Origin of the sequence: Shewanella sp. 10N.286.52.C2 (assembly GCF_002874545.1) — a bacterium.
Taxonomy (GTDB): Bacteria; Pseudomonadota; Gammaproteobacteria; order Enterobacterales; family Shewanellaceae; genus Shewanella.
The window spans coordinates 1-21719 of record NZ_MCTV01000035.1 but is presented as its reverse complement, the minus strand read 5'-3'; the positions used below and the strand labels follow the sequence as shown (position 1 = coordinate 21719).

Here is a 21719-nt window from a genome sequence, read left to right as displayed (position 1 = left end):
AGTGAATATTTATTATACAAGATATAACTTTGATACAGTGGGCATTGTCATTTTAAGATGATAATGGTCAATTTTTAGCACATTTTAGTCACATTTTACTCGATAGAGTCGTTGTTATGTGTATGGTTTCGTTCATTTAGCCCCATAAAATCCACTTTTCTCCACCTAGAACAAATTAAATCAAATTTGCTGCGAACCCGCTTCAGAACTGGATTTAATTAATCTTCTCATCCCTTGACAATACTTGTGTTGTGTCCCTAAACTTAAGGGTTGTGGGGAATTGTGGATTTTTGTGGGAATTTTAATAACAAATCATAGGGATTAATGATCGTGTTTCGGGGCGCCAGTGCGATAAATATGGATGCAAAAGGACGGATCGCAATACCAATGCGATACCGAGAATCCTTGCGTGTTGAGCACAGTGGCATTGTCGTCATCACCGTTGATATCCAATCAGCTTGTTTATTGATTTATCCAATCCATGAATGGGAACTGATAGAAGCAAAACTAATGCAGCTGTCAGACACCAATCACATTGAACGATCCATGAAACGAAGATTATTAGGCCACGCTCATGAATGTGAGTTAGATGGTAATGGTCGTGCGCTCGTTCCCCCCGCATTAAGACAATTTGCCAGCCTGCAAAAGAAAACCATGCTGGTGGGTTTGCTGAATAAGTTTGAGTTGTGGGATGAAGCCGCTTGGCAGTTGCAGATGGACGAAAGTCATCAGCTAATTCAAGCAGAAGATCTCACTAGCCATGAAAGATTAGCTAATTTTTCATTATAAATAATTAATTAAGAAGAGTCTGATGAGCCAAGAATTTGCCCATTTATCTGTACTGCTACAAGAAACCGTTGATGGTTTAAATATCCAAGCGGATGGCATCTATATTGATGGCACCTTTGGTCGTGGTGGTCATTCAAGGCATGTGCTGAGTCAGCTCGGTGAAAACGGCCGCTTGATTGCCATCGATAGAGATCCGCAAGCCATTGAAGCGGCTAAACAGTTCGCCGATGATCCTCGCTTTCAAATTGTGCATGGTGGCTTTGGTCAGTTGGCCGAATACGTTACTGAGTTAGGTTTGAAAGGCAAAATCAATGGCGTGTTATTGGATTTAGGTGTGTCTTCACCGCAATTAGATGATGCTGAGCGTGGTTTTAGTTTTTTACGTGATGGTCCATTGGATATGCGTATGGATAACAGCCAGGGTCAAACGGCCGCTCAGTGGTTAGCGAGAGCTGAAATTGAAGATATGGCTTGGGTATTTAAAACCTATGGCGAAGAGAAAAACTCGCGTCACATCGCTCGCTGTATTGCTGCTGATCGAGATGAAAAACCCTTTTTAAGAACCAAAGATTTAGCTGACCTTATTGCCCGAATTACTAAAAATAAAGAGCGTAATAAGCATCCTGCAACGCGGGTGTTCCAGGCGATTAGAATTTATATCAATAGTGAATTAGAGCAAATTGATCAAGCCCTTGAAGGTGCTGTGTCGGTACTGGCCCCAGAAGGGCGTTTATCGGTGATCAGTTTCCATTCATTAGAAGATCGTATGGTGAAGCGCTTTATTCGTCGCCATAGCCAAGGTGAAAGCGTACCTCATGGCTTGCCCATCACTGAAGCTGAAATTAATAAATCTAAAAAGTTAAAAGCCATTGGTAAGGCGATGAAGCCTTCTGATGTCGAAATTGAACAAAACCCACGAGCAAGAAGCTCGGTGTTGCGCGTTGCGCAGCGACTTGATTATTAATTACTGAGGTTATATTGGCACCGTCATCAATCAATTTATCCCGCATTGTGTTAGCCGATATTTGGCAGCACAAGTGGATATTATTGCTGACGCTAATTGTAGTCGGCAATGCGATGAGTGTGGTGTATACCAGCTATGCGACCCGAAAACAGACCTCGCAATTAGATCAGCTATTACAAGAACGTGATCGTTTAGATATTGAATGGCGCAACTTGTTGCTGGAAGAGCAATCTAAGTCAGAACACAGTCGAGTGACAAGGATCGCCACTAAAGATTTAAAAATGGTGCGACCACTACCTAAAGAAGAAGTGGTTATAAGGCTGCAATGAGAAAGGAATAATGAGCAGACAAGCTAAACGTAAATTAAACCCTGAACTGATCCCATGGCGACTATTCGTTGTGGTGGGTTTTGTGCTGCTGCTGTTTACTGCGTTAATTGCCCGTGCCGCCTATATTCAAATTATTGAGCCTGAAAAACTACGTCACGAAAGTGACATGCGCACCTTACGCACCACCAGTAATCAAGTACAGCGCGGCCTAATCACCGACAGAAATGGTGAAATGCTGGCAGTGAGTGTGCCAGTACGAGCTGTGTGGGCTGATCCTAAAATATCCCACGATAAAGATGCATTTAAAGATATGCGCCGCTGGAAAGCGCTGGCAGATATTTTACATGAGCCAGTTGATGAGATTGTGAGTAAGGTGCAGCGCGACCCTAAAAGGCGCTTTATTTACCTTAAGCGTCAAGTGACCCCTGCGGTAGCGGAATACATCAAGCAACTGAAAATTGCTGGCATCTATTTAAAGTCTGAATCACGCCGCTATTATCCCGCAGGTGAAACTGCCGCCCAGCTAGTGGGTTTAACTAATATTGATGATGTAGGCATTGAAGGCATCGAAAGTGCTTACGATAGCTGGCTTACTGGTACCCCTTCAAAACAAAAAGTCCGTAAATCCCGCGATGGTAAAGTAGTACAGCGTTTAGATATGGTGGAAGAAGGCGAGAGCTCAAATGATTTAGTCTTGAGTATCGATCAACGCATTCAGCAGCTAGCTTATCGCGAATTAAAACGCGCCACAGAAATAAACCAAGCCACTTCAGGCTCAGTGGTGGTACTTGATGTACACACCGGCGAAGTACTGGCGATGGTGAATACACCGTCATATAACCCCAATTCTCGAGAAAACTTACAATCTCACCGCATGCGCAACCGCGCCTTAACCGATACTTTTGAGCCGGGCTCCACTGTAAAACCTTTTGTGGTCGCAGCTGCGCTGCAAGCGGGCACTGTTGAACGTGATGATATGATTAACACCTCACCAGGCTGGATGCGTGTTGGTGGCCGTCAAGTGCGTGATACGGTTAATTACGGCAATATGACCTTAGATAAAATCTTGGTTAAGTCTAGTAACGTGGGGATCAGTAAAGTCTCTTTATCGATGCCCGTGCAAGAATTATTGGGGACTTACCAGTCAATGGGCTTGGGTAATTATTCAGGAATTAACTTAGCAGGTGAAAGCGCCGGCCTTATCCATGATCGTCGTCGTTGGTCTGACTTTGAACGCGCGACCTTATCTTATGGCTATGGTTTAACGGCCACCCCACTGCAATTAGCCAGAATGTATGCCACTTTAGGTAGCGGCGGTGTCTTGTATCCAGTATCAATTTTAAAGCTAAAACAAGCACCTAAAGGTGAACAAGTTATTTCACAGCAAGTCGCCCAAGATGTCATGGAAATGATGCTAGGGGTAACTGAACGTGGCGGCACCGCCACCAAAGCCCATATTGATGGTTATCCTATTGCGGGTAAAACGGGTACTAGTCGTAAGTCTGTCGCCGGTGGTTACGGTGATGATTATGTCGCACTGTTTGCCGGGGTTGCGCCAGTGCATAATCCCCGTTTAGCTATTTCTATTGTGGTTAATGAACCCAAAGGCGACCGTTATCACGGTGGCGATGTGGCAGGCCCCGTATTTGCAAAAATTATGTCTGGTGCGTTACAGATGCTGAATGTAGAACCATTAAATGAACAAGAAAAAGTTAAATTGGCCGCCATTGCTAAGAGGGCTGAATAATGCTGCTTAGTGATTTATTAGCACCCTGGTTTCATTATGCTGGCGTTGAGTCAGTGGATACGCTGAGCCTTGATAGCCGCCAAGTATCCCAAGGTGGTTTATTTGTCGCCTTGCCAGGCCACAAGGTTGATGGCCGTAAATTTATCAGTAAAGCCATTGAAAGTGGTGCAGTGGGGGCGTTAATTCATACCGATAACCCTGATGAACATGGTCAAGTTGAATACCAAGATAATGGCGCGGTGCTGATATCGTTTTTTCAATTAACTCGGCAGCTTTCGGCTGTTGCAGCGCAGTTGTATCCGGTTAATCATTCACCAATGGCGATTATTGGGGTTACGGGAACTAATGGTAAAACTTCTGTTAGCCAGCTTATTGCGCAATTGGTATCACTTAAACAGCAAAAAGCTGCAGTCATGGGTACATTGGGCAATGGTGTTTGGGGTCAATTAATCGATAGTGGCAATACCACTGCTGATGCCATTACTTTGATCCGTCAATTACACCAATTTCAAGCCGAACGGGTCAATGTGTGCGCCATTGAAGTCTCCAGTCATGGCTTAGTGCAAGGCCGAGTGGAAGCCGTGCCTTTTGATACTGCTATTTTTACTAATTTAAGTCGTGATCACCTTGATTACCATGGTGATATGGATGCTTATGGCGCAGCTAAAAAGCGTCTGTTCACCTTTTCCTGCGTCAAAAATGGTTTGATTAATCTTGATGATGGTGTTGGTCAGCAATGGTTCGATGAGCTAACAACAGATTCCATCTATGGCTTTAGCATTAGCGCCAATAAAACGGCGCAATTTTATACTGACAATATGCAGTTCAATGATGCTGGTGTGCAGTGTGATTTTGTTTACCCACACCTGGATAATCACAGCGGCCAAAAAACGACTTTAGCACTACGCGGACGCATTGTTTCGCCTTTATTGGGTGACTTTAACTTAGCAAACCTTGTGGCAGCCCTAAGTGGCTTGTATTTGCAAGGTTATGACATGCAAGAGTTACTTGAATTAGTGCCACTATTAACGCCCGTTGCTGGTCGCATGGAGCGCTTTAATCAGCCAAAGGGGCCCACCTTGGTAGTTGATTATGCCCATACTCCGGATGCTATCGAACAAGCGTTAAAAGCGCTGCGGATTCATTGTAAAGGCAAGCTTTGGTGTGTCTTTGGTTGTGGCGGTGATAGAGATAAAGGCAAGCGGCCTTTAATGGCCCAAGCGGCCGAGCAGTTTGCTGATACTGTGATGGTCACCAGTGACAATGCTCGTAGTGAAGATCCTGCGGCCATTATTGAGGATGTATTAGCGGGTTTGGCATTTCCTGAGCGTGCACTCACACAAGTTGATCGCATTAAGGCAATTAACACCGTGGCTTCACTGGCTCAAACAGGCGATATTGTGTTGCTTGCAGGTAAAGGCCATGAAACCTATCAAGAGGCCAATGGCATCAGAACTGAATATGATGAAAGAGCACTGGCTATCGAACTCACTCAGCCAACGTCTAACATGGCATTAAAGGAGCGCTTATGATTGCCCTGATGCTTTCACAGTTGGCGCAAACCCTTAGTGGCAAGCTCGTGGGCGATGACATTTGTATTGATGATGTCAGCAGTGATAGCCGAGCGATGCAAGCCAATACCTTATTTGTGGCGTTAAAAGGCTTACGTTTTGATGGCCATAGCTTTGCAAAAACCGCCATTGATAATGGCGCTAAAGCCTTATTGGTTGAACGTCAGCTTGAGCTTGATATTCCGCAAATTTTAGTGGCAAATAGCCAAATAGCCATGGGCGAAATCGGCGCGTTAGTGCGCGCTAAAGTAAACCCTAAAGCCATCGCTTTGACGGGCTCAAATGGCAAAACTACAGTAAAAGAAATGGTGGCAGCTATTTTAAGCCAGCATCATAGCGTGCTTTATACCGCGGGTAATTTTAATAATGAAATCGGGGTACCGTTAACCTTATTGCGATTAACCCAAGAGCATGAATATGGCGTTTTTGAACTGGGCGCCAATCATCAAGGCGAGATTAACTATACTTCATCTTTGGTGATGCCTCAGGTGGCGCTGGTAAATAATATCGGCCATGCACACCTAGAAGGTTTTGGTTCAATTGAAGGCGTGGCTCACGCCAAGTCGGAAATCTTTAACCACCTCAGCGCAGATGGCACCGCCATTATCAATGCCGATGATGACTTTGCTGAGTTTATGGCGCAAAAATCAGCCGCATTTAAGCAGCTGCGTTTTTCTAAAGTAGCCACCACAGATGCAGATATTAAAGCATTAGCGCTTAAAGCTGATGCAAGTGGTTGTTATGCCTTTAATTTAGAAGTTTCTGGCCAGTCCCATTTTGTGCAGCTTCCTTTAGCAGGAGAGCATCAGGTCAGTAATGCTTTAGCTGCCAGCGCCATTTGTACTGCATTAGGCGTCGCCCTCAAAGATATTATTAACGGGCTTTCAAGCCTAACGCCAGTAAAAGGGCGAATGGTGCCGCACAAGCTGGGGCGTATTTTACTGGTTGATGATAGTTACAATGCCAACCCAACATCAGTGGACGCTGCGATTAACTGGTTAAAACAAACTCGAGGTTTTCGATGTTTAGTGCTGGGAGATTTGGGTGAATTGGGCGACAATAGCGCCCTTTTGCATGCCGAGGTCGGCCAACAAGCCAAATCAGCGGGTATTGATGCCTTGTTTTGTTGCGGACAGCTAAGCGCTGAAACCAGCAAAGCCTTTGGTTCTGAACACTTTAGTGATTCAAAATCCGTCGCGCAGGCAATGATTAAAAAAGTAAATCAGTTATCGGGTGAGGTAACTATTTTAGTTAAAGGTTCACGAAGCGCAGCAATGGAAACTGTAGTCGAAGTGTTGTTGGATGCCAATGGGCGTGGGGAGTTTGTGTAGATGCTGGCTTATTTAGCTGAGTATTTAACCCAATTTTATAGCGGGTTTAATGTTTTTTCATATGTAACGTTTAGAGCGATCTTAGGTTTGATGACAGGGCTTATTTTTAGCTTGTGGTTTGGTCCTAAATTGATCGAACGTTTGCAGTTATTACAAATTGGCCAAGTGGTCAGAAATGACGGCCCAGAGTCACATTTTAGTAAGCGTGGCACCCCTACAATGGGTGGTTTGCTGATCTTGGCAGGCATATTTGTCAGTGTTTTATTATGGGGTGATTTATCAAATCGATATGTCATCGTCATGCTATTTGTATTAGGTACTTTTGGCGCGATTGGTTTCTTAGATGATTATTTGAAAGTGGTAAAAAAAGACTCTAAAGGTCTGATTGCTCGCTGGAAATATGCATCGCAATCCATAGCGGCATTAGCGGTAGCCATCTATTTATATAGCTCGGCAACGCTGCCGGGTGAAACCCAGCTAGTGGTGCCATTTTTAAAAGATGTGATGCCGCAACTTGGACTGCTTTATATTGTTCTTGCGTACTTCACCATAGTGGGTGCCAGTAACGCGGTTAACTTAACCGATGGTCTTGATGGTTTAGCTATCATGCCAACTGTTATGGTAGCAGCTGCATTTGCATTGATTGCCTATTTATCAGGTCATGCACAGTTTGCGAGTTATTTACATATTCCACACTTGCCGGATGCTGGTGAACTAGTGATTGTATGTACCGCGATAGTCGGGGCTGGTTTAGGGTTTTTATGGTTTAACACCTACCCAGCGCAAGTGTTTATGGGTGATGTAGGCTCATTAGCATTAGGTGCAGGATTGGGCGCCATTGCAGTGTTAGTCCGCCAAGAAGTGTTATTGGTGATTATGGGCGGCGTTTTTGTGATGGAAACGGTGTCGGTGATTTTACAGGTGGGTTCATATAAATTGCGCGGTCAGCGGATTTTTAGAATGGCACCTATTCACCACCATTACGAATTAAAAGGTTGGCCGGAGCCAAGAGTGATTGTGCGCTTTTGGATTATTTCACTATTCCTAGTCATGCTAGGGCTGGCAACGCTTAAGTTAAGGTAGTTAGCAATGCAAACATGCTATTCACACATCGTATTGGGATTAGGCGCAACAGGTATTTCTGTTGTGCGCTACTTAATGTCCCAAGGTATTACCCCACTGGTGATGGATAGCCGCAGAACGCCGCCTGAAAGCGATACTCTGGCAGCAGAGTTCCCTGAGGTTGAACTAATTACTGGTGGCTTTATGTGCCGCTCTTTAGTGCAGGCGCAGCAAATTATTGTCAGTCCAGGCATCGCTATTGATACGCCGGAAATTCGCGCGGCGATGGACATGGGTATTGAAGTGATTGGCGATGTGGAGCTGTTTGCCCGTGCGGTTGCTGAAAAGTCACCTTGCGTGGTAGCGATTACTGGCTCAAACGGTAAAACCACTGTGACTACCTTGGTTTACGACATATTAAAAGCAGCCGGTAAAAAGGTCGCTGTTGGCGGCAATATTGGTATTCCTGTATTAGATTTACTGGCAACCGATGCGGATATTTTTGTATTGGAGCTATCTAGCTTTCAGCTGGAAACCACTTTTAGCTTAAATTGTGTGGCGGCAACCTGCCTTAATATTAGTGAAGATCATATGGATAGATATCATGATCTGCATGCTTATAGAGAAGCTAAGTTACGCTTATATCCACAAAGCCGCTTTGTGATGTTTAACCGTGATGACCCACTGACATTTCCTGATGAGCCAACAAACCAAAATACCTTTGGTTTAGGTGTACCTGAAGGCGATGCTTGGGGGATTGCTGATGGCAAGATTTTCCACGGTGAAAGTGAAATCATGAATCTGCATGAGGTCAGTTTAATCGGCAGTCATAATCACGCCAATTTACTTGCTGCTATGGCACTAACCGATGCTTGCGGTATTGATAAAAAGTTTATGACCGAGGTTGCCAGCAACTTTAAAGGTCTTGAACATCGTTGTGAAATGGCGGGTATTAAGCAAGGCGTTACCTATATAAATGACTCTAAGGCGACTAATGTTGGTGCAACTGTAGCGGCATTAAATGGCTTAAGTGATCATTTAGGTGACTTAGTACTGATTGCTGGCGGAGACGGTAAAGGCTCAGACTTTAAAGAGCTGAGGGAGTCGCTCAATAACGTCACTCAATTAATTACCTTTGGTAAAGATGGTGCAAAAATCGCAGCTTTAAAGGCTGATAGTATTCAGGTCAGCGATCTTGCTGCAGCGGTCAATAAAGCCGTAGAAATAACGTTCTCAGGCGATATCGTATTGTTGTCACCAGCTTGTGCGAGTACTGATATGTACAAAAACTTTATGGAACGCGGCAATGACTTTAAGCAATTAGTGGAGCAAATTGCCGATGGCGAAGGCTGAGCAGCAACTTAGCTTATTCCAACAAGTCCTCAAGCGGCCGTGGCCTAATATCTTGTCTGAGAGTGGGCCTAGTGAGCAGCTATATGACCGCAGTTTATTGGTTGCGGTAATGGGCTTGATTGCATTTGGTTTTGTGATGGTGATGTCTGCCTCAATGCCAGAAGCGCAAAAACTGACAGATAACCCATTTCATTTTATTTATCGTCATGTGGCGTATTTAATGGGTTGTGGCGTGATTGCTTACGCTGTGCTCAATATAGAAATGAAAACCTGGGAACGCTATAGCGCGTATTTGGTGCTGGCTGTGTTACTGATGCTGGTTGCAGTCTTGATTGTCGGAACCACAGTTAATGGCGCGACGCGCTGGTTAAGTGTTGGACCGGTGCGAATTCAAGTGGCTGAAATCGCAAAGTTTGTGTTTATTGTTTACATGGCGGGATATTTAGTCCGTCGTCATGGTGAATTAAGGGAGAACAGTAGGGGTTTTATTAAGCCTATTATCGTATTTACCTTATTCGCAGTATTGATTTTAGCGCAACCAGATTTAGGTACCGTAGTGGTATTGTTCGTCTGCACTGTAAGTCTGTTATTTCTTGCTGGTGCACGGATTTTAGACTTTTTAGTGTTGATGTTTTTTGGTATTGGCTCGTTTATCTTTTTGGTGATTTTTGAGCCTTACCGGATGCGGCGGGTAACCTCATTTATGGACCCGTGGGAAGACCCATTTGGTAGCGGATATCAGTTGACTCAGTCATTAATGGCTTATGGCCGTGGTGACTTATTCGGTCAAGGTTTAGGTAATAGTATTCAAAAATTATCTTACCTGCCTGAAGCGCATACCGACTTTATCTTTGCCGTGATTGGTGAAGAGTTAGGCTTCGTAGGTATTGTTTGTGTATTAACAGTATTGTTTTTTGTGGCATTTAGAGCCATTCGATTGGGCAATTTATGTTTGAGTATTCAACGCCCGTTTGAAAGTTATTTAGCCTACGGTATTGGTATTTGGATTTGTTTCCAAACAGTGGTTAACGTTGGCGCCAGTATCGGTATGTTACCGACTAAAGGCTTGACGTTACCTTTTATTAGTTATGGTGGCAGTAGTTTGTGGGTGATGACAGCGGCAGCGATGTTATTGATCCGCATCGACCATGAACGGCGAATAAGTTTGATTCAAGCGGTGCAAGGGAGAGTAAAAAAATGAGCCCTAATATGACCAACGCACCGAAATTATTGGTAATGGCGGGCGGTACAGGTGGACATGTGTTCCCTGCATTAGCGGTAGCTAAAGCGTTAGCAGATAAAGGTTGGCAAGTTCGTTGGTTAGGGACGGCCGACAGAATGGAGGCAAGGTTAGTGCCTCAGCATGGGTTTGATATTGAGTTTATCGATATTAAAGGGGTGCGAGGCAATGGCATTATTCGAAAATTAGCCGCGCCTTTTAAAATTTTACGTTCAATCATTCAGGCAAAAGCCTTTATTAATGAATATAAGCCCGATGTTATTTTAGGTATGGGTGGCTTTGCCAGTGGCCCTGGCGGGGTTGCGGCTAAATTATCAGGCATTCCACTGGTGCTGCATGAGCAAAATGCCATCCCAGGAATGACCAACAAGTTGTTATCTAAGATTGCCAGCAAAGTATTGTGTGCATTTCCCAATACATTTTTGCCCGCAGTTAAAGCGGAGGTGGTCGGCAACCCTATTCGTCAAGAGTTGCTTGAGTTAGGACAAAGCGCCAAATTTGCTGAAGATGAAGCCTTAAAAGTATTAGTGGTGGGCGGCAGTTTAGGCGCCAAAATTTTTAACGATGTTATGCCAGCTGTTGTGGCGCATATTAGCCTGCATCATTCGGTGACCGTTTGGCATCAGGTGGGCAAAGGCAATGAAGCGAAAGTAAAAGCGCTTTATCAAGATAAAGGTCAAGCTGCTAGCGTCAATGTAGCTGAGTTTATTGATAATATGGAAGCGGCTTATCGCTGGGCAGATGTGGTTGTTTGCCGTTCTGGTGCATTAACCGTATCAGAGCTGGCAGCCGTAGGACGCGGCAGTATCTTGGTGCCTTATCCACATGCTGTGGATGATCACCAAACTAAAAATGCTTCAGTATTAGTTGAAGCGGGAGCGGCATTTTTATTACCGCAAACCATATTAAATGCAGATAATTTAGCTGAGAAGTTAACCCTCTTTGCTGAAAACCGACAAGTTGTTTCACAGATGGCACATCAAGCCAGAAGTGTTGCTGTATTAGATGCAACCCAACGAGTCGCGAGTATTTGTGCTGAATTAGCACGAAAGGATTGACATGACCAAGACAGAAAAGTACGCCCAATTACGCACCATGATCCCAGAAATGCGACGGATTAAGAAAATCCATTTCGTCGGTATTGGCGGTGCTGGTATGGGTGGAATTGCAGAAGTATTAGTGAATGAAGGCTACTACATCAGTGGATCTGACATCGCTGAAAACACAGTGACACAAAGGTTAGCCAGTTTAGGCGCTAAGATTATTATTGGCCATCAGGCGCAAAGCGTGGTTGATGTGGATGTGGTGGTCGTGTCAACGGCTATTAACAACGAGAACCCAGAAATCATTGAAGCGAAGCAGCGCCGCATTCCTATAGTGCGCCGTGCTGAAATGCTTGCTGAGTTAATGCGTTATCGCCATGGTGTAGCCATTGCAGGCACGCACGGTAAAACCACTACAACTAGCTTAATTGCCAGTGTTTATGGCCAAGCTGAGCGCGATCCGACATTTGTGATTGGCGGCTTATTAAATAGTGCTGGTACTAATGCGCGTTTAGGCACTAGTCGTTATTTGATTGCAGAAGCCGATGAAAGTGATGCCAGCTTTCTGCATTTGCAGCCAATGGTGAGTGTGGTTACCAATATTGAAGCTGATCATATGGATACCTATGGCGGCGATTTTGAAAAATTGAAAACAACCTTTGTCGACTTTTTACATAACCTGCCTTTTTATGGTGTTGCGGTGATGTGTATTGATGATGAAGTGATCCAAGAGATTATGCCAAGAGTTGGCCGTCAGGTTGTGACTTACGGTTTCAGTGAGCAAGCAGATGTACAGGCGCTTAACTTTAAGCAAGTTGGTCATCAAAGCCAATTTAGCGTGCGCCGTAAAAACCGTGATGATTTAGATATCGTGTTAAATCTACCTGGCGAACACAATGTACTTAATGCGCTTGCTGCTATTGCAGTGGCATCAGAAGATGAAATAGATGATGAAGCGATTGTAACAGCCCTTGCTGACTTTGAAGGCATTGGGAGACGTTTTCAGCATCTTGGCGAGTTTGATACCGCTAATGGCAAGGTGATGCTAGTTGATGATTACGGTCATCACCCAAGTGAAGTATTGGCAACGATTAAAGCCGCTAGAGCAGGTTGGCCAGATAAGCGTTTAGTGATGGCCTATCAGCCTCATCGTTACAGCCGTACTCGCGACTTATATGATGACTTTATCGAGGTGCTGTCACAGGTAGATGGACTGCTATTACTGGATGTCTATGCCGCTGGCGAAAGTGTCATTCCTGGTGCAGATGGACGCGCTTTATGTCGCTCTATCCGTTTAAGAGGTCAAGTGGAACCGATATTTGTGGCTTCACCTGAGCTATTAACCGATGTATTGCCTGACGTATTGCAAGAGGGTGATTTATTGCTAACCCAAGGTGCAGGTAATATCGGCGCTTTGTCCAAATTGCTAGCTACAACCAATTTAGGTTTTGATAATTTAAACAATGCTAAAAGTGGTGAGTAATTTTTGCACTATAAATGATTGTAAAATAGATACTTTATTACAATCGGTATGCTAGATATAATGGTGAATTGGCCAATGAAAGTGACATTGTACATTGTGGAGTTACAGTAACCGTGGCGTGGAGTGATAAAGCCCGTCAGTTACGAAGCCATTTGAGTGAAATCAACTGGTACTTGTATACCGGGTTATTGTTTTTGCTCATGGTGTTAATGACCATTGTCTGGGCCAGTTTAAAGTTAAATACGCTGCTTAATGATGCAGATGCCTTGCCCATTGAGGCCGTAGCAATTCACGGCGAGCGTTTATATACCAGTGACGCAGATATTCAAGCGGCGCTACAGGCCTTGATGCAGAGCAGCTTTTTTAGTGCCGATGTGGTTGAAGTGCAGCACGCTTTAGAGGCTTTACCTTGGGTATATCGCGCCTCAGTCAGACGCGAATGGCCAGCTAAGTTGAAAGTGAACTTGCAAGAGCAACAAGCGGTAGCGCATTGGAATGGCAATGATTGGCTTAATGTGGACGGTGAAGCGTTTAAAGCCCAGGCCCATCCCATGATTAATGCCTTGCCTATGTTGTCAGGTCCTGAGGATATGTCAGCTGAAGTGTTAACTAGCTATCAGCAATTAGCAGATTTATTAAGTATTAATGGCTTTACCTTAGCAAGTTTAAGTTTAAGCCCACGCCATGCTTGGCATGCAACATTAGATAACGGCATTCTTCTTGAATTAGGTCGAGAAGATAAGATGTCTAGAATACAAAGATTTATAAATGTTTACCCTGAAATAATACAAAATAAAAAGCCAATAGCGACAATTGATTTGCGCTATGACACAGGTGTCGCAGTTGGCTGGGATGATACTAAAACAGAGAGTCGACATTAATGACCAAGAATCAGGAAAGAAATCTTATCGTAGGCTTAGATATCGGTACATCTAAGGTCGCAGTTATTATTGGCGAAGTACTGCCAGATGGCGAGATAAGCGTGGTTGGTTTAGGTAATCACCCTTCTCGTGGAATGGACAAGGGCGGCGTAAATGATCTGGATTCGATTGTAAGAAGTGTACAACGTGCATTAGACCAAGCTGAATTGATGGCCGATTGCCAAGTATCATCAGTGTATTTAAGTATTTCAGGTAAACATATCGCCTGCCAAAACGAAAACGGCATGGTGTCAATTAATGACGAAGAAGTTACCCAAGAAGATGTGGACAATGTCATCCATACAGCTCGTTCGGTGAAAATCCCGACAGAGCGAAGAATTTTGCATGTGTTACCACAGGAATACTCAATTGACGTTCAAGACGGGATAAAAAGCCCAATTGGTATGTCGGGTATGCGAATGGAAGCCAAAGCGCACATCGTTACTTGTGCTAACGACATGGCGAAAAATATTACTAAGAGCGTTGAGCGCTGCGGCCTAACTGTTGATGACTTGGTGTTTGCAGGTATTGCATCAGCTGACTCAGTGCTGACCAATGATGAAAAAGATTTAGGCGTGTGTATTGTTGATATCGGTGGTGGCACCACAGATATTGCGGTTTATACCAACGGTGCACTAAGGCATTGCGCAGTGATATCAGTCGCAGGCAATCAAGTCAGTAGTGACATAGCTAAAATATTTAGAACACCGCTGACCCATGCAGAGCAAATCAAAGTACAGTTTGCCAGCGCCAGAAGCGCTATGGTTAGTCGCGAAGATAGCATTGAAGTCCCCTCAGTTGGTGGCAGACCTTCTCGCAGTATGTCACGTCATACGTTAGCAGAGGTTGTCGAGCCAAGGTATCAAGAGCTATTTGAATTAGTGCTTAAAGAATTAACTGACAGTGGTTTAGAAGATCAAATTGCTGCAGGGATCGTGTTAACAGGCGGTACATCAATGATTACCGGCGCGGTGGATATTGCTGAAGCAACATTTGGCATGCCAGTAAGGGTTGCATCACCGCTACCAGTTAAAGGATTAAATGAATATGTAGATCAACCTATTTACGCTACAGGAATAGGTTTGCTTCATTACGGCGCCAGACGCGTAATCGAACGTCAGTTCGAACGTCCTGAACGTCAAGGGGTTACCAGTCTTTTGAATCGGGTCAAAAGCTGGTTTAAGGGTGAATTTTAATAACGCAGACAAACGGAGATCAGACTATGTTTGAGATCATGGACACTCATAACGACGAAGCGGTGATTAAAGTCATCGGCGTCGGTGGTGGCGGCGGTAACGCAGTCGAACATATGGTAAAGCACAGCATCGAAGGTGTTGAATTTATCGTAACTAACACGGATGCTCAGGCATTACGTAAGTCAGGTGCTGGTTCAACTATTCAATTGGGGCGTGATGTCACCAAAGGTTTAGGTGCTGGAGCAAACCCTGATGTTGGTCGTCAAGCGGCAGAAGAAGATAAAGAAAACATTCGTGCAGCAATCAAAGGATCTGACATGATCTTTATTGCCGCAGGTATGGGCGGTGGTACCGGTACTGGTGCAGCCCCTGTTGTGGCTGAAATTGCCCGTGAAGAAGGCATTTTAACCGTTGCTGTAGTCACAAAGCCTTTTCCATTTGAAGGCAAAAAACGCATGTTATTTGCTGAGCAAGGTATTGCAGAGCTGGCAAAGCATGTTGATTCATTGATTACTATACCTAACGAAAAGTTATTGAAAGTATTGGGCCGTGGTACATCATTATTAGATGCATTTGCTGCAGCTAATAACGTATTGCTAGGCGCAGTGCAGGGTATTGCTGAGTTAATTACTCGTCCTGGTTTAATCAACGTGGATTTCGCCGACGTTAAAACGGTTATGTCTGAAATGGGTAATGCCATGATGGGTACAGGCGTTGCAACTGGTGATGATCGCGCTGAAGAAGCGGCAGAAGCTGCTGTGGCTAGTCCATTACTAGAAGATATTGATCTTGCTGGCGCTCGTGGCGTATTGGTGAATATCACCGCTGGTTTAGATATCAGTATTGAAGAGCTAGAAACAGTGGGTAACCACGTTAAAGCTTATGCATCTGATAACGCAACAGTAGTAGTCGGTGCAGTAATTGATCCTGAAATGAGCGAAGAGCTACGCGTAACTGTAGTTGCTACAGGTATCGGCGCAGAGAAAAAGCCTGATATTCAATTAGTGACAAAACCAGTTTCACGCCCAGAGCCTGCACCAATTGAAGTTAAAGCTGAGCCAGTTGAAGAGCAAGTTGCGGCAACAAATTATGTTGCACCAACAGGTAATGCTGTTCCTGCTCAGCAACCAGTAGCACAGCCAACAGCTCGCGCAGATGGTGACTATTTAGATATCCCAGCATTTTTACGTAAACAAGCTGATTAATTACAGTTTGGTAGTAAAGTTAGAATGTTGAATGCATAAGATGTTGATAAAATGTTGCTTGTGTAAGTAGAGGCGTATTAAAAACCACTAAATGGTACTTTTTTTGTGAAAAGGCAATTTTATGGTAGTATACCGCCTCAGCTTGCTGGGTAAACTCAGTATATATAGCGCATGAATGTTTATTTTAAAGTGATTAAAACGGGTAACTGAATGATTTTTCAAAGAACTGTTCAAAAGATGGTGAAGAGTACTGGTGTCGGGCTTCATTCCGGCAACAAGGTCACTCTGTGCATTATGCCCGCACCTGTCAATACTGGTATCGTACTTCGTCGTACAGATTTAAGCCCTGCAGTGGAAATTCCTGCTAAGGCTCATCTTGTGCGTGAAACAACTATGTGTACGGCATTAGTTAATGATGAAGGTGTTCGCATTTCAACTATCGAACATTTATTTGCAGCACTTGCAGGCCTTGGCATTGATAACGCAGTTATTGAAGTTGATGCTCCTGAAATCCCGATTATGGATGGCAGTGCAAGTCCGTTTGTTTTTTTACTGCAAAGTGCAGGTATTAAAGAGCAAGCAGTCGCTAAAAAATATATCAAAATCAATAAAACTGTGCGTGTTGAAGACGGCGATAAATGGGCAGAGTTAAAGCCATTTAAAGGCTTTAGAGTGGATTTTAAAATCGACTTTAATCACCCAGAAATCTCTCGTAGTCAACAGCATATGGTTATGGATTTTTCAACATCTGCATTTGTGAAAGATATCAGCCGTGCAAGAACATTTGGTTTTATGCGAGATATTGAATATCTTCGAGCCAATAACTTAGCACTGGGTGGCAGCATGGAAAATGCCGTCGTGCTTGATGAATATCGTGTCCTTAACCCTGATGGTCTGCGTTATGAGGACGAATTTGTTAAGCACAAAATTCTTGATGCTTTTGGTGATTTATATGTCGCAGGGCATGCCATTGTTGGTGAGTTCTGTGCGTATAAAACGGGTCATGCTTTAAATAACCAATTGGTTAGAGCGTTATTAGCCCAACAAGAAGCGTGGGAGTTAGTCAGCTTTGAAAATGAAGTCGATGTACCGTTAAGCTTTATGGTACCCGGCGCAGCGTCTTTCGCATAATATAGTTAAGATTGCCTATTACGGCTGGCCAATGCAGCCAGCCGTTTTAGTTTTTCACCTAGTGACCCTTCAACATGATCAGCCAACGTTTGTAAATGTTCTGCCGCGACAGGGCTAATAGTTGCGTAATTAGTTGAGGTTTTGCTTGGTGATATTGCTAACCCTGGGTTAACTTTAACCTCTATAGCGGTAAGCATTGGAAGGGTTTCTTCCTTAAGTTGTTGCAGTAATTTGGTCTTTTGGAAGTTTATTCTAGCAGCCCAAGCAGCCGATGTAGTTTCAATTACAAGAACACCCTGCCGAAGATTAGCGACTTTAAGCTGTTCAACAACAGGACCTGTTAAACTCTGCTTTACGTAATTATTAAGTTGATTTAATAGTTCTGCTTTTTCAGCCAATGCCGGTAATTGTCCAGATTGATGTAGTAAGCTACTGAGATCTTGCGGGGGCTTTTTCATATGATAATAAGATGGCTGAGTTAGGCTATGAGTGTAACAGTTTTTATCCAAGGTCGAAACGGAGTAACTCGCTGGCATCCTAGCAAGCGTTGGTTACTTCTACCTATCCTATTAGTTGTAGCGGGAACCGGCATCTATCAACAAAGTGCCGATCGTTTTGCTGAGCAACAAACCAAAGTTGATGAAAATAAAAAGTTGCGCGAGCAACAAAAGCAGCAAGTCATTAGCCTCAAACAAGCAACAGAAACCCAATTAGCCACATTGGTGACTCATGTCGCCTCTATGCAAGCAAAAATTACCCGCCTCGAAGCCCTCGGTCAGCAAGTTGCTGAAAATAATTTACTCGAAGATCAATTCGACTTTGCCACAGAAGTGGGTGTCGGAGGATTGAGTGAAATAGGCACAGGCGTGGAAATAAACCAACTGTTAAATGATATGACCCAGTTGGTATCAAGAATTGATAATAATAATGTTCAGCTGTCTCTACTTGAAACAGTGTCAACTAATCTCCATATAGATGAAGAACGTTATATATCAGGGCGGCCAATCGTAAAAGGTTGGTTATCTTCGCCCTACGGTTTACGGAATGACCCTTTTAATGGTCGTAGAACAATGCATAAAGGTATTGATTTTGCGGGCACTGAAGGCGGCGATGTTATTGCAACTGCTGCAGGTGTAGTAACGTGGTCTGGAAATATGCTTGGATATGGTGGGTTAGTCGAAATTGATCATGGAAATGGTCTTCGAACCCGCTATGGACACAACAAATCTATGTCAGTAAACCTAGGTGACGTCGTTGCCAAAGGCGATAAAATTGCCAGTATGGGAAGCACAGGCCGTTCAACTGGTCCCCACGTGCATTACGAAGTTTTGCGAAACGGACAGCAAATAGATCCAAGAAAGTTCGTCTATCGCAAAGCGAGTTAATAACATTTTCGGTTAAGTCGCTCATTTGAGCTCAACCTACAAGAGATAAGTGATTAAGATGTTAGGCAAATTACTGACAAAAGTATTCGGCAGTCGTAACGACCGTACCTTGAAAGGTTTAGGTAAAGTTGTAACTAAAATTAATGCATTAGAAGCTGAATATGAAAAGCTGACAGATGAACAACTAAAAGCAAAAACAGACGAGTTCCGTCAGCGTATTGAAAATGGTGAAACCTTAGATGCGCTTATGGCAGAAGTATTTGCCACAGTGCGTGAAGCATCTAAACGTGTTTTCGAAATGCGCCACTTCGATGTGCAATTACTCGGTGGTATGGTACTTGATAGTAACCGCATCGCTGAAATGAGAACCGGTGAAGGTAAAACCTTAACCGCAACTCTGCCAGCATATTTAAATGGTATTACCGGTAAAGGCGTCCACGTCATTACCGTGAATGATTACCTTGCACGTCGTGATGCGGAAAATAACCGTCCATTATTTGAATTCCTAGGGCTTAGCGTTGGTATTAACGTGGCAGGCCTTGGTCAAGCAGAAAAGAAAGAAGCGTATAACTCTGATATTACCTACGGGACTAACAACGAGTTTGGTTTCGATTACCTGCGTGACAACATGGCGTTCTCTCCTCAAGAGCGAGTTCAACGTCCGCTGCATTACGCACTGATTGATGAAGTTGATTCAATCTTAATTGATGAAGCGCGTACACCATTGATTATCTCTGGTGCAGCAGAAAATAGCTCTGAGCTATATATCAAAGTAAACACCCTTATTCCTAACCTTATCGTTCAAGAGAAAGAAGATACAGAAGATGAGATTGGTGAAGGTGATTTCAGTATCGATGAAAAAGCCAAACAAGTTCATTTTACAGAGCGTGGCCAAGAAAAAGTTGAATTACTGTTAGTTGAGCTAGGTGTGCTCAATGAAGGTGATTCACTGTATTCAGCAGCTAACATCTCATTACTGCATCACGTAAATGCAGCATTAAGAGCGCATACCTTATTTGAACGTGATGTTGATTACATTGTTCAAGACGGTGAAGTGATTATTGTTGATGAACATACTGGCCGTACCATGCCAGGTCGTCGCTGGTCAGAAGGTTTACATCAAGCTGTTGAAGCAAAAGAAGCAGTCAACATTCAAAATGAAAACCAAACATTAGCGTCAATCACATTCCAGAACTACTTCCGTCAATATGAGAAGCTAGCAGGGATGACAGGTACAGCTGACACTGAAGCATTCGAGTTCCAACATATTTATGGACTTGATACCGTCGTGGTACCAACTAATAAGCCAATGGTACGTAATGATATGCCTGATTTGGTTTATCTTACAGCAACAGAAAAATACAATGCCATCATTGAAGACATTAAAGGTTGTCGCGAACGTGGTCAGCCTGTGCTTGTGGGTACGGTATCAATCGAGCAATCAGAATTATTAGCGACCTTATTAAAGCAAGCTAAGATCCCACATTCAGTATTGAACGCCAAGTTCCATGAAAAAGAAGCAGACATTGTTGCTCAAGCAGGTAGCGCTGGAGTAGTGACTATCGCAACTAACATGGCCGGTCGTGGTACCGATATCGTGTTAGGTGGCAACTGGAAAGTTGAAGTTGATGCATTAAAGGATCCAACTGAAGATCAAATCGCTCGCATTAAAGCAGAATGGCAAGTTCGTCATGATGCAGTTATTGCTTCGGGTGGTTTACACATTTTAGGCACCGAGCGTCACGAGTCACGTCGTATCGATAATCAGCTTCGTGGTCGTGCAGGCCGTCAAGGTGATGCGGGTTCATCGCGCTTTTATCTTTCAATGGAAGATAGCTTAATGCGTATCTTCGCATCTGAAAAAGTATCTGGCATGATGAAAAAACTGGGTATGGAAGAAGGCGAAGCCATCGAACATCCTTGGGTATCTCGTGCAATTGAAAATGCGCAACGTAAAGTAGAAGCGCGTAACTTCGATATTCGTAAGCAATTACTTGAATATGATGATGTCGCTAACGATCAACGCCAAGTTGTTTATTCTCAGCGCAATGAGTTAATGGACGCAGAAAGCATTGAAGACACCATTTCAAATATTGAACAAGATGTCGTTAGTGGTGTGATTGATCAATATATTCCACAGCAGTCTGTAGAAGAGTTGTGGGACGTACCAGGTCTAGAGCAGCGTCTTGCCCAAGAGTTTGGTCTTCAACTAACCATTCAACAATGGTTAGATACAGAAGATGACCTTCACGAAGAAACTTTACGTGAGCGTATTGTATCAAGCTGGAGCGAAGCATATAAAGCTAAAGAGCAGATGGTTGGTGAGCAAGTGCTACGTCAGTTCGAAAAAGCAGTCATGCTACAAACATTAGATGGTCTGTGGAAAGAGCATTTAGCAGCAATGGATCACTTGCGCCAAGGTATTCATTTACGTGGTTACGCACAAAAGAATCCAAAGCAAGAGTATAAACGTGAATCATTTGAGTTATTCCAACAAATGTTGGAGTCACTAAAACACGATGTCATCAGTGTACTCTCTAAGGTACAGGTTCAAGCACAATCAGATGTTGATGATATGGAGCAGCGTCGTCGTGACGAAGAAGCCAAGATCCAACGCGAATACCAGCATGCAGCATCAGAATCGCTAACAGAGAATAAAGAAGCTGAAGCAGCAACGCCAAGAACTGTGATTAGAGACGGTGAGAAAGTTGGCCGTAATGACCCTTGTCCATGTGGCTCAGGTAAGAAGTACAAGCAGTGTCACGGTAAACTGACCTAAAACACCGCAATATTTAATAATTTAAAAGGCAGCTATTTTTAGCTGCCTTTTTTGTACCTAATAAATAGTATAAAAAACAGTCGCCTCAAGTGTTTTTGTGGATAACACTGGGGGTAAAATCTGGGTAACGTGTGATTAATAAAAAAGATCGCAAATAATGCGAAAAACTTTTAAAAAGCCCTTGCACCAAT

At 43.7% G+C, this 21719-nt stretch carries 18 protein-coding genes; 17 read left to right on the top strand and 1 reads right to left on the bottom strand.

The window, feature by feature from the left end:
* Positions 1–330 precede the first annotated feature (330 nt).
* The 15 genes from mraZ (at position 331) to lpxC (ending at position 17364) form a co-directional block, all read left to right on the top strand.
* Complete coding sequence (mraZ, locus tag BCU94_RS12475) at positions 331–789, top strand: division/cell wall cluster transcriptional repressor MraZ (protein WP_102440224.1); 459 nt, start codon at positions 331–333, stop codon at positions 787–789.
* Between the two features lie 22 nt (positions 790–811).
* Positions 812–1753, top strand: a complete 942-nt coding sequence (rsmH, locus tag BCU94_RS12470) for a 16S rRNA (cytosine(1402)-N(4))-methyltransferase RsmH (RefSeq protein ID WP_102440209.1) — start codon at positions 812–814, stop codon at positions 1751–1753.
* A 14-nt stretch (positions 1754–1767) separates the two neighbouring features.
* On the top strand, positions 1768–2082 hold the full coding sequence (gene ftsL, locus BCU94_RS12465; RefSeq protein ID WP_102440210.1) for a cell division protein FtsL: 315 nt from the start codon (positions 1768–1770) through the stop codon (positions 2080–2082).
* Between the two features lie 10 nt (positions 2083–2092).
* A complete protein-coding gene (locus tag BCU94_RS12460) occupies positions 2093–3829 on the top strand; it encodes a penicillin-binding transpeptidase domain-containing protein (RefSeq protein ID WP_102440211.1) in 1737 nt (578 codons plus the stop codon).
* Positions 3826–5361: a UDP-N-acetylmuramoyl-L-alanyl-D-glutamate--2,6-diaminopimelate ligase gene (murE, locus tag BCU94_RS12455; protein WP_102476551.1), complete on the top strand. Its 1536-nt coding sequence runs from the start codon at positions 3826–3828 to the stop codon at positions 5359–5361. The genes BCU94_RS12460 and murE overlap by 4 nt, the downstream gene beginning before the upstream one ends.
* Positions 5358–6731, top strand: coding sequence for a UDP-N-acetylmuramoyl-tripeptide--D-alanyl-D-alanine ligase (gene murF / locus BCU94_RS12450; protein WP_102476550.1), 1374 nt, complete (start codon positions 5358–5360; stop codon positions 6729–6731). Before murE ends, murF begins: the two co-directional genes overlap by 4 nt.
* The gene (mraY, locus tag BCU94_RS12445; RefSeq protein ID WP_102440214.1) at positions 6732–7814 is read left to right on the top strand and encodes a phospho-N-acetylmuramoyl-pentapeptide-transferase; all 1083 of its coding nucleotides are present in this window, start codon (positions 6732–6734) and stop codon (positions 7812–7814) included.
* Positions 7815–7820: 6 nt separating this feature from the next.
* Positions 7821–9146, top strand: a complete 1326-nt coding sequence (gene murD / locus BCU94_RS12440) for a UDP-N-acetylmuramoyl-L-alanine--D-glutamate ligase (RefSeq protein WP_102476549.1) — start codon at positions 7821–7823, stop codon at positions 9144–9146.
* Positions 9133–10347 carry a cell division protein FtsW gene (gene ftsW / locus BCU94_RS12435; protein WP_102440216.1) on the top strand — a complete coding sequence of 405 codons (1215 nt, stop codon included), beginning with the start codon at positions 9133–9135 and terminating at the stop codon, positions 10345–10347. The genes murD and ftsW overlap by 14 nt, the downstream gene beginning before the upstream one ends.
* Before the next feature lie 8 nt (positions 10348–10355).
* On the top strand, positions 10356–11444 hold the full coding sequence (gene murG, locus BCU94_RS12430; protein WP_102476599.1) for an undecaprenyldiphospho-muramoylpentapeptide beta-N-acetylglucosaminyltransferase: 1089 nt from the start codon (positions 10356–10358) through the stop codon (positions 11442–11444).
* A 1-nt stretch (position 11445) separates the two neighbouring features.
* A complete protein-coding gene (murC, locus tag BCU94_RS12425; RefSeq protein ID WP_102476548.1) occupies positions 11446–12912 on the top strand; it encodes a UDP-N-acetylmuramate--L-alanine ligase in 1467 nt (488 codons plus the stop codon).
* Positions 12913–13064: 152 nt separating this feature from the next.
* Complete coding sequence (locus BCU94_RS12420; RefSeq protein ID WP_076538400.1) at positions 13065–13793, top strand: cell division protein FtsQ/DivIB; 729 nt, start codon at positions 13065–13067, stop codon at positions 13791–13793.
* Positions 13793–15028, top strand: a complete 1236-nt coding sequence (gene ftsA, locus BCU94_RS12415; RefSeq protein ID WP_076537973.1) for a cell division protein FtsA — start codon at positions 13793–13795, stop codon at positions 15026–15028. The genes BCU94_RS12420 and ftsA overlap by 1 nt, the downstream gene beginning before the upstream one ends.
* Before the next feature lie 26 nt (positions 15029–15054).
* Entirely contained in the window at positions 15055–16233 is a 1179-nt protein-coding gene (gene ftsZ, locus BCU94_RS12410) for a cell division protein FtsZ (RefSeq protein ID WP_102440219.1), read from the top strand.
* 210 nt (positions 16234–16443) lie between these two features.
* Positions 16444–17364 carry a UDP-3-O-acyl-N-acetylglucosamine deacetylase gene (lpxC, locus tag BCU94_RS12405; protein WP_076537968.1) on the top strand — a complete coding sequence of 307 codons (921 nt, stop codon included), beginning with the start codon at positions 16444–16446 and terminating at the stop codon, positions 17362–17364.
* A gap of 5 nt (positions 17365–17369) precedes the next feature.
* On the opposite strand, the gene BCU94_RS12400 is transcribed toward lpxC, so the two are convergent.
* On the bottom strand, positions 17370–17822 hold the full coding sequence (locus BCU94_RS12400) for a DciA family protein (RefSeq protein WP_076537966.1): 453 nt from the start codon (positions 17820–17822) through the stop codon (positions 17370–17372).
* A 27-nt stretch (positions 17823–17849) separates the two neighbouring features.
* Here BCU94_RS12400 and BCU94_RS12395 point away from each other — a divergent pair, with 27 nt between their 5' ends.
* On the top strand, positions 17850–18749 hold the full coding sequence (locus tag BCU94_RS12395) for a M23 family metallopeptidase (protein ID WP_102440220.1): 900 nt from the start codon (positions 17850–17852) through the stop codon (positions 18747–18749).
* Positions 18750–18807: 58 nt separating this feature from the next.
* Positions 18808–21528 carry a preprotein translocase subunit SecA gene (gene secA / locus BCU94_RS12390; RefSeq protein ID WP_102440221.1) on the top strand — a complete coding sequence of 907 codons (2721 nt, stop codon included), beginning with the start codon at positions 18808–18810 and terminating at the stop codon, positions 21526–21528.
* The last annotated feature ends 191 nt before the right edge of the window (positions 21529–21719 follow it).

Excerpts from the sequence above, each read along its gene's own strand:
- rsmH (WP_102440209.1), top strand. The coding sequence starts at position 812 with ATGAGCCAAGAATTTGCCCATTTATCTGTACTGCTACAAGAAACCGTT.
- BCU94_RS12460 (WP_102440211.1), top strand. The coding sequence starts at position 2,093 with ATGAGCAGACAAGCTAAACGTAAATTAAACCCTGAACTGATCCCATGG.
- murF (WP_102476550.1), top strand. The coding sequence starts at position 5,358 with ATGATTGCCCTGATGCTTTCACAGTTGGCGCAAACCCTTAGTGGCAAG.
- mraY (WP_102440214.1), top strand. The coding sequence starts at position 6,732 with ATGCTGGCTTATTTAGCTGAGTATTTAACCCAATTTTATAGCGGGTTT.
- murD (WP_102476549.1), top strand. The coding sequence starts at position 7,821 with ATGCAAACATGCTATTCACACATCGTATTGGGATTAGGCGCAACAGGT.
- ftsW (WP_102440216.1), top strand. The coding sequence starts at position 9,133 with ATGGCGAAGGCTGAGCAGCAACTTAGCTTATTCCAACAAGTCCTCAAG.
- murG (WP_102476599.1), top strand. The coding sequence starts at position 10,356 with ATGACCAACGCACCGAAATTATTGGTAATGGCGGGCGGTACAGGTGGA.
- murC (WP_102476548.1), top strand. The coding sequence starts at position 11,446 with ATGACCAAGACAGAAAAGTACGCCCAATTACGCACCATGATCCCAGAA.
- ftsA (WP_076537973.1), top strand. The coding sequence starts at position 13,793 with ATGACCAAGAATCAGGAAAGAAATCTTATCGTAGGCTTAGATATCGGT.
- ftsZ (WP_102440219.1), top strand. The coding sequence starts at position 15,055 with ATGTTTGAGATCATGGACACTCATAACGACGAAGCGGTGATTAAAGTC.
- lpxC (WP_076537968.1), top strand. The coding sequence starts at position 16,444 with ATGATTTTTCAAAGAACTGTTCAAAAGATGGTGAAGAGTACTGGTGTC.
- BCU94_RS12400 (WP_076537966.1), bottom strand. The coding sequence starts at position 17,822 with ATGAAAAAGCCCCCGCAAGATCTCAGTAGCTTACTACATCAATCTGGA.
- BCU94_RS12395 (WP_102440220.1), top strand. The coding sequence starts at position 17,850 with ATGAGTGTAACAGTTTTTATCCAAGGTCGAAACGGAGTAACTCGCTGG.
- secA (WP_102440221.1), top strand. The coding sequence starts at position 18,808 with ATGTTAGGCAAATTACTGACAAAAGTATTCGGCAGTCGTAACGACCGT.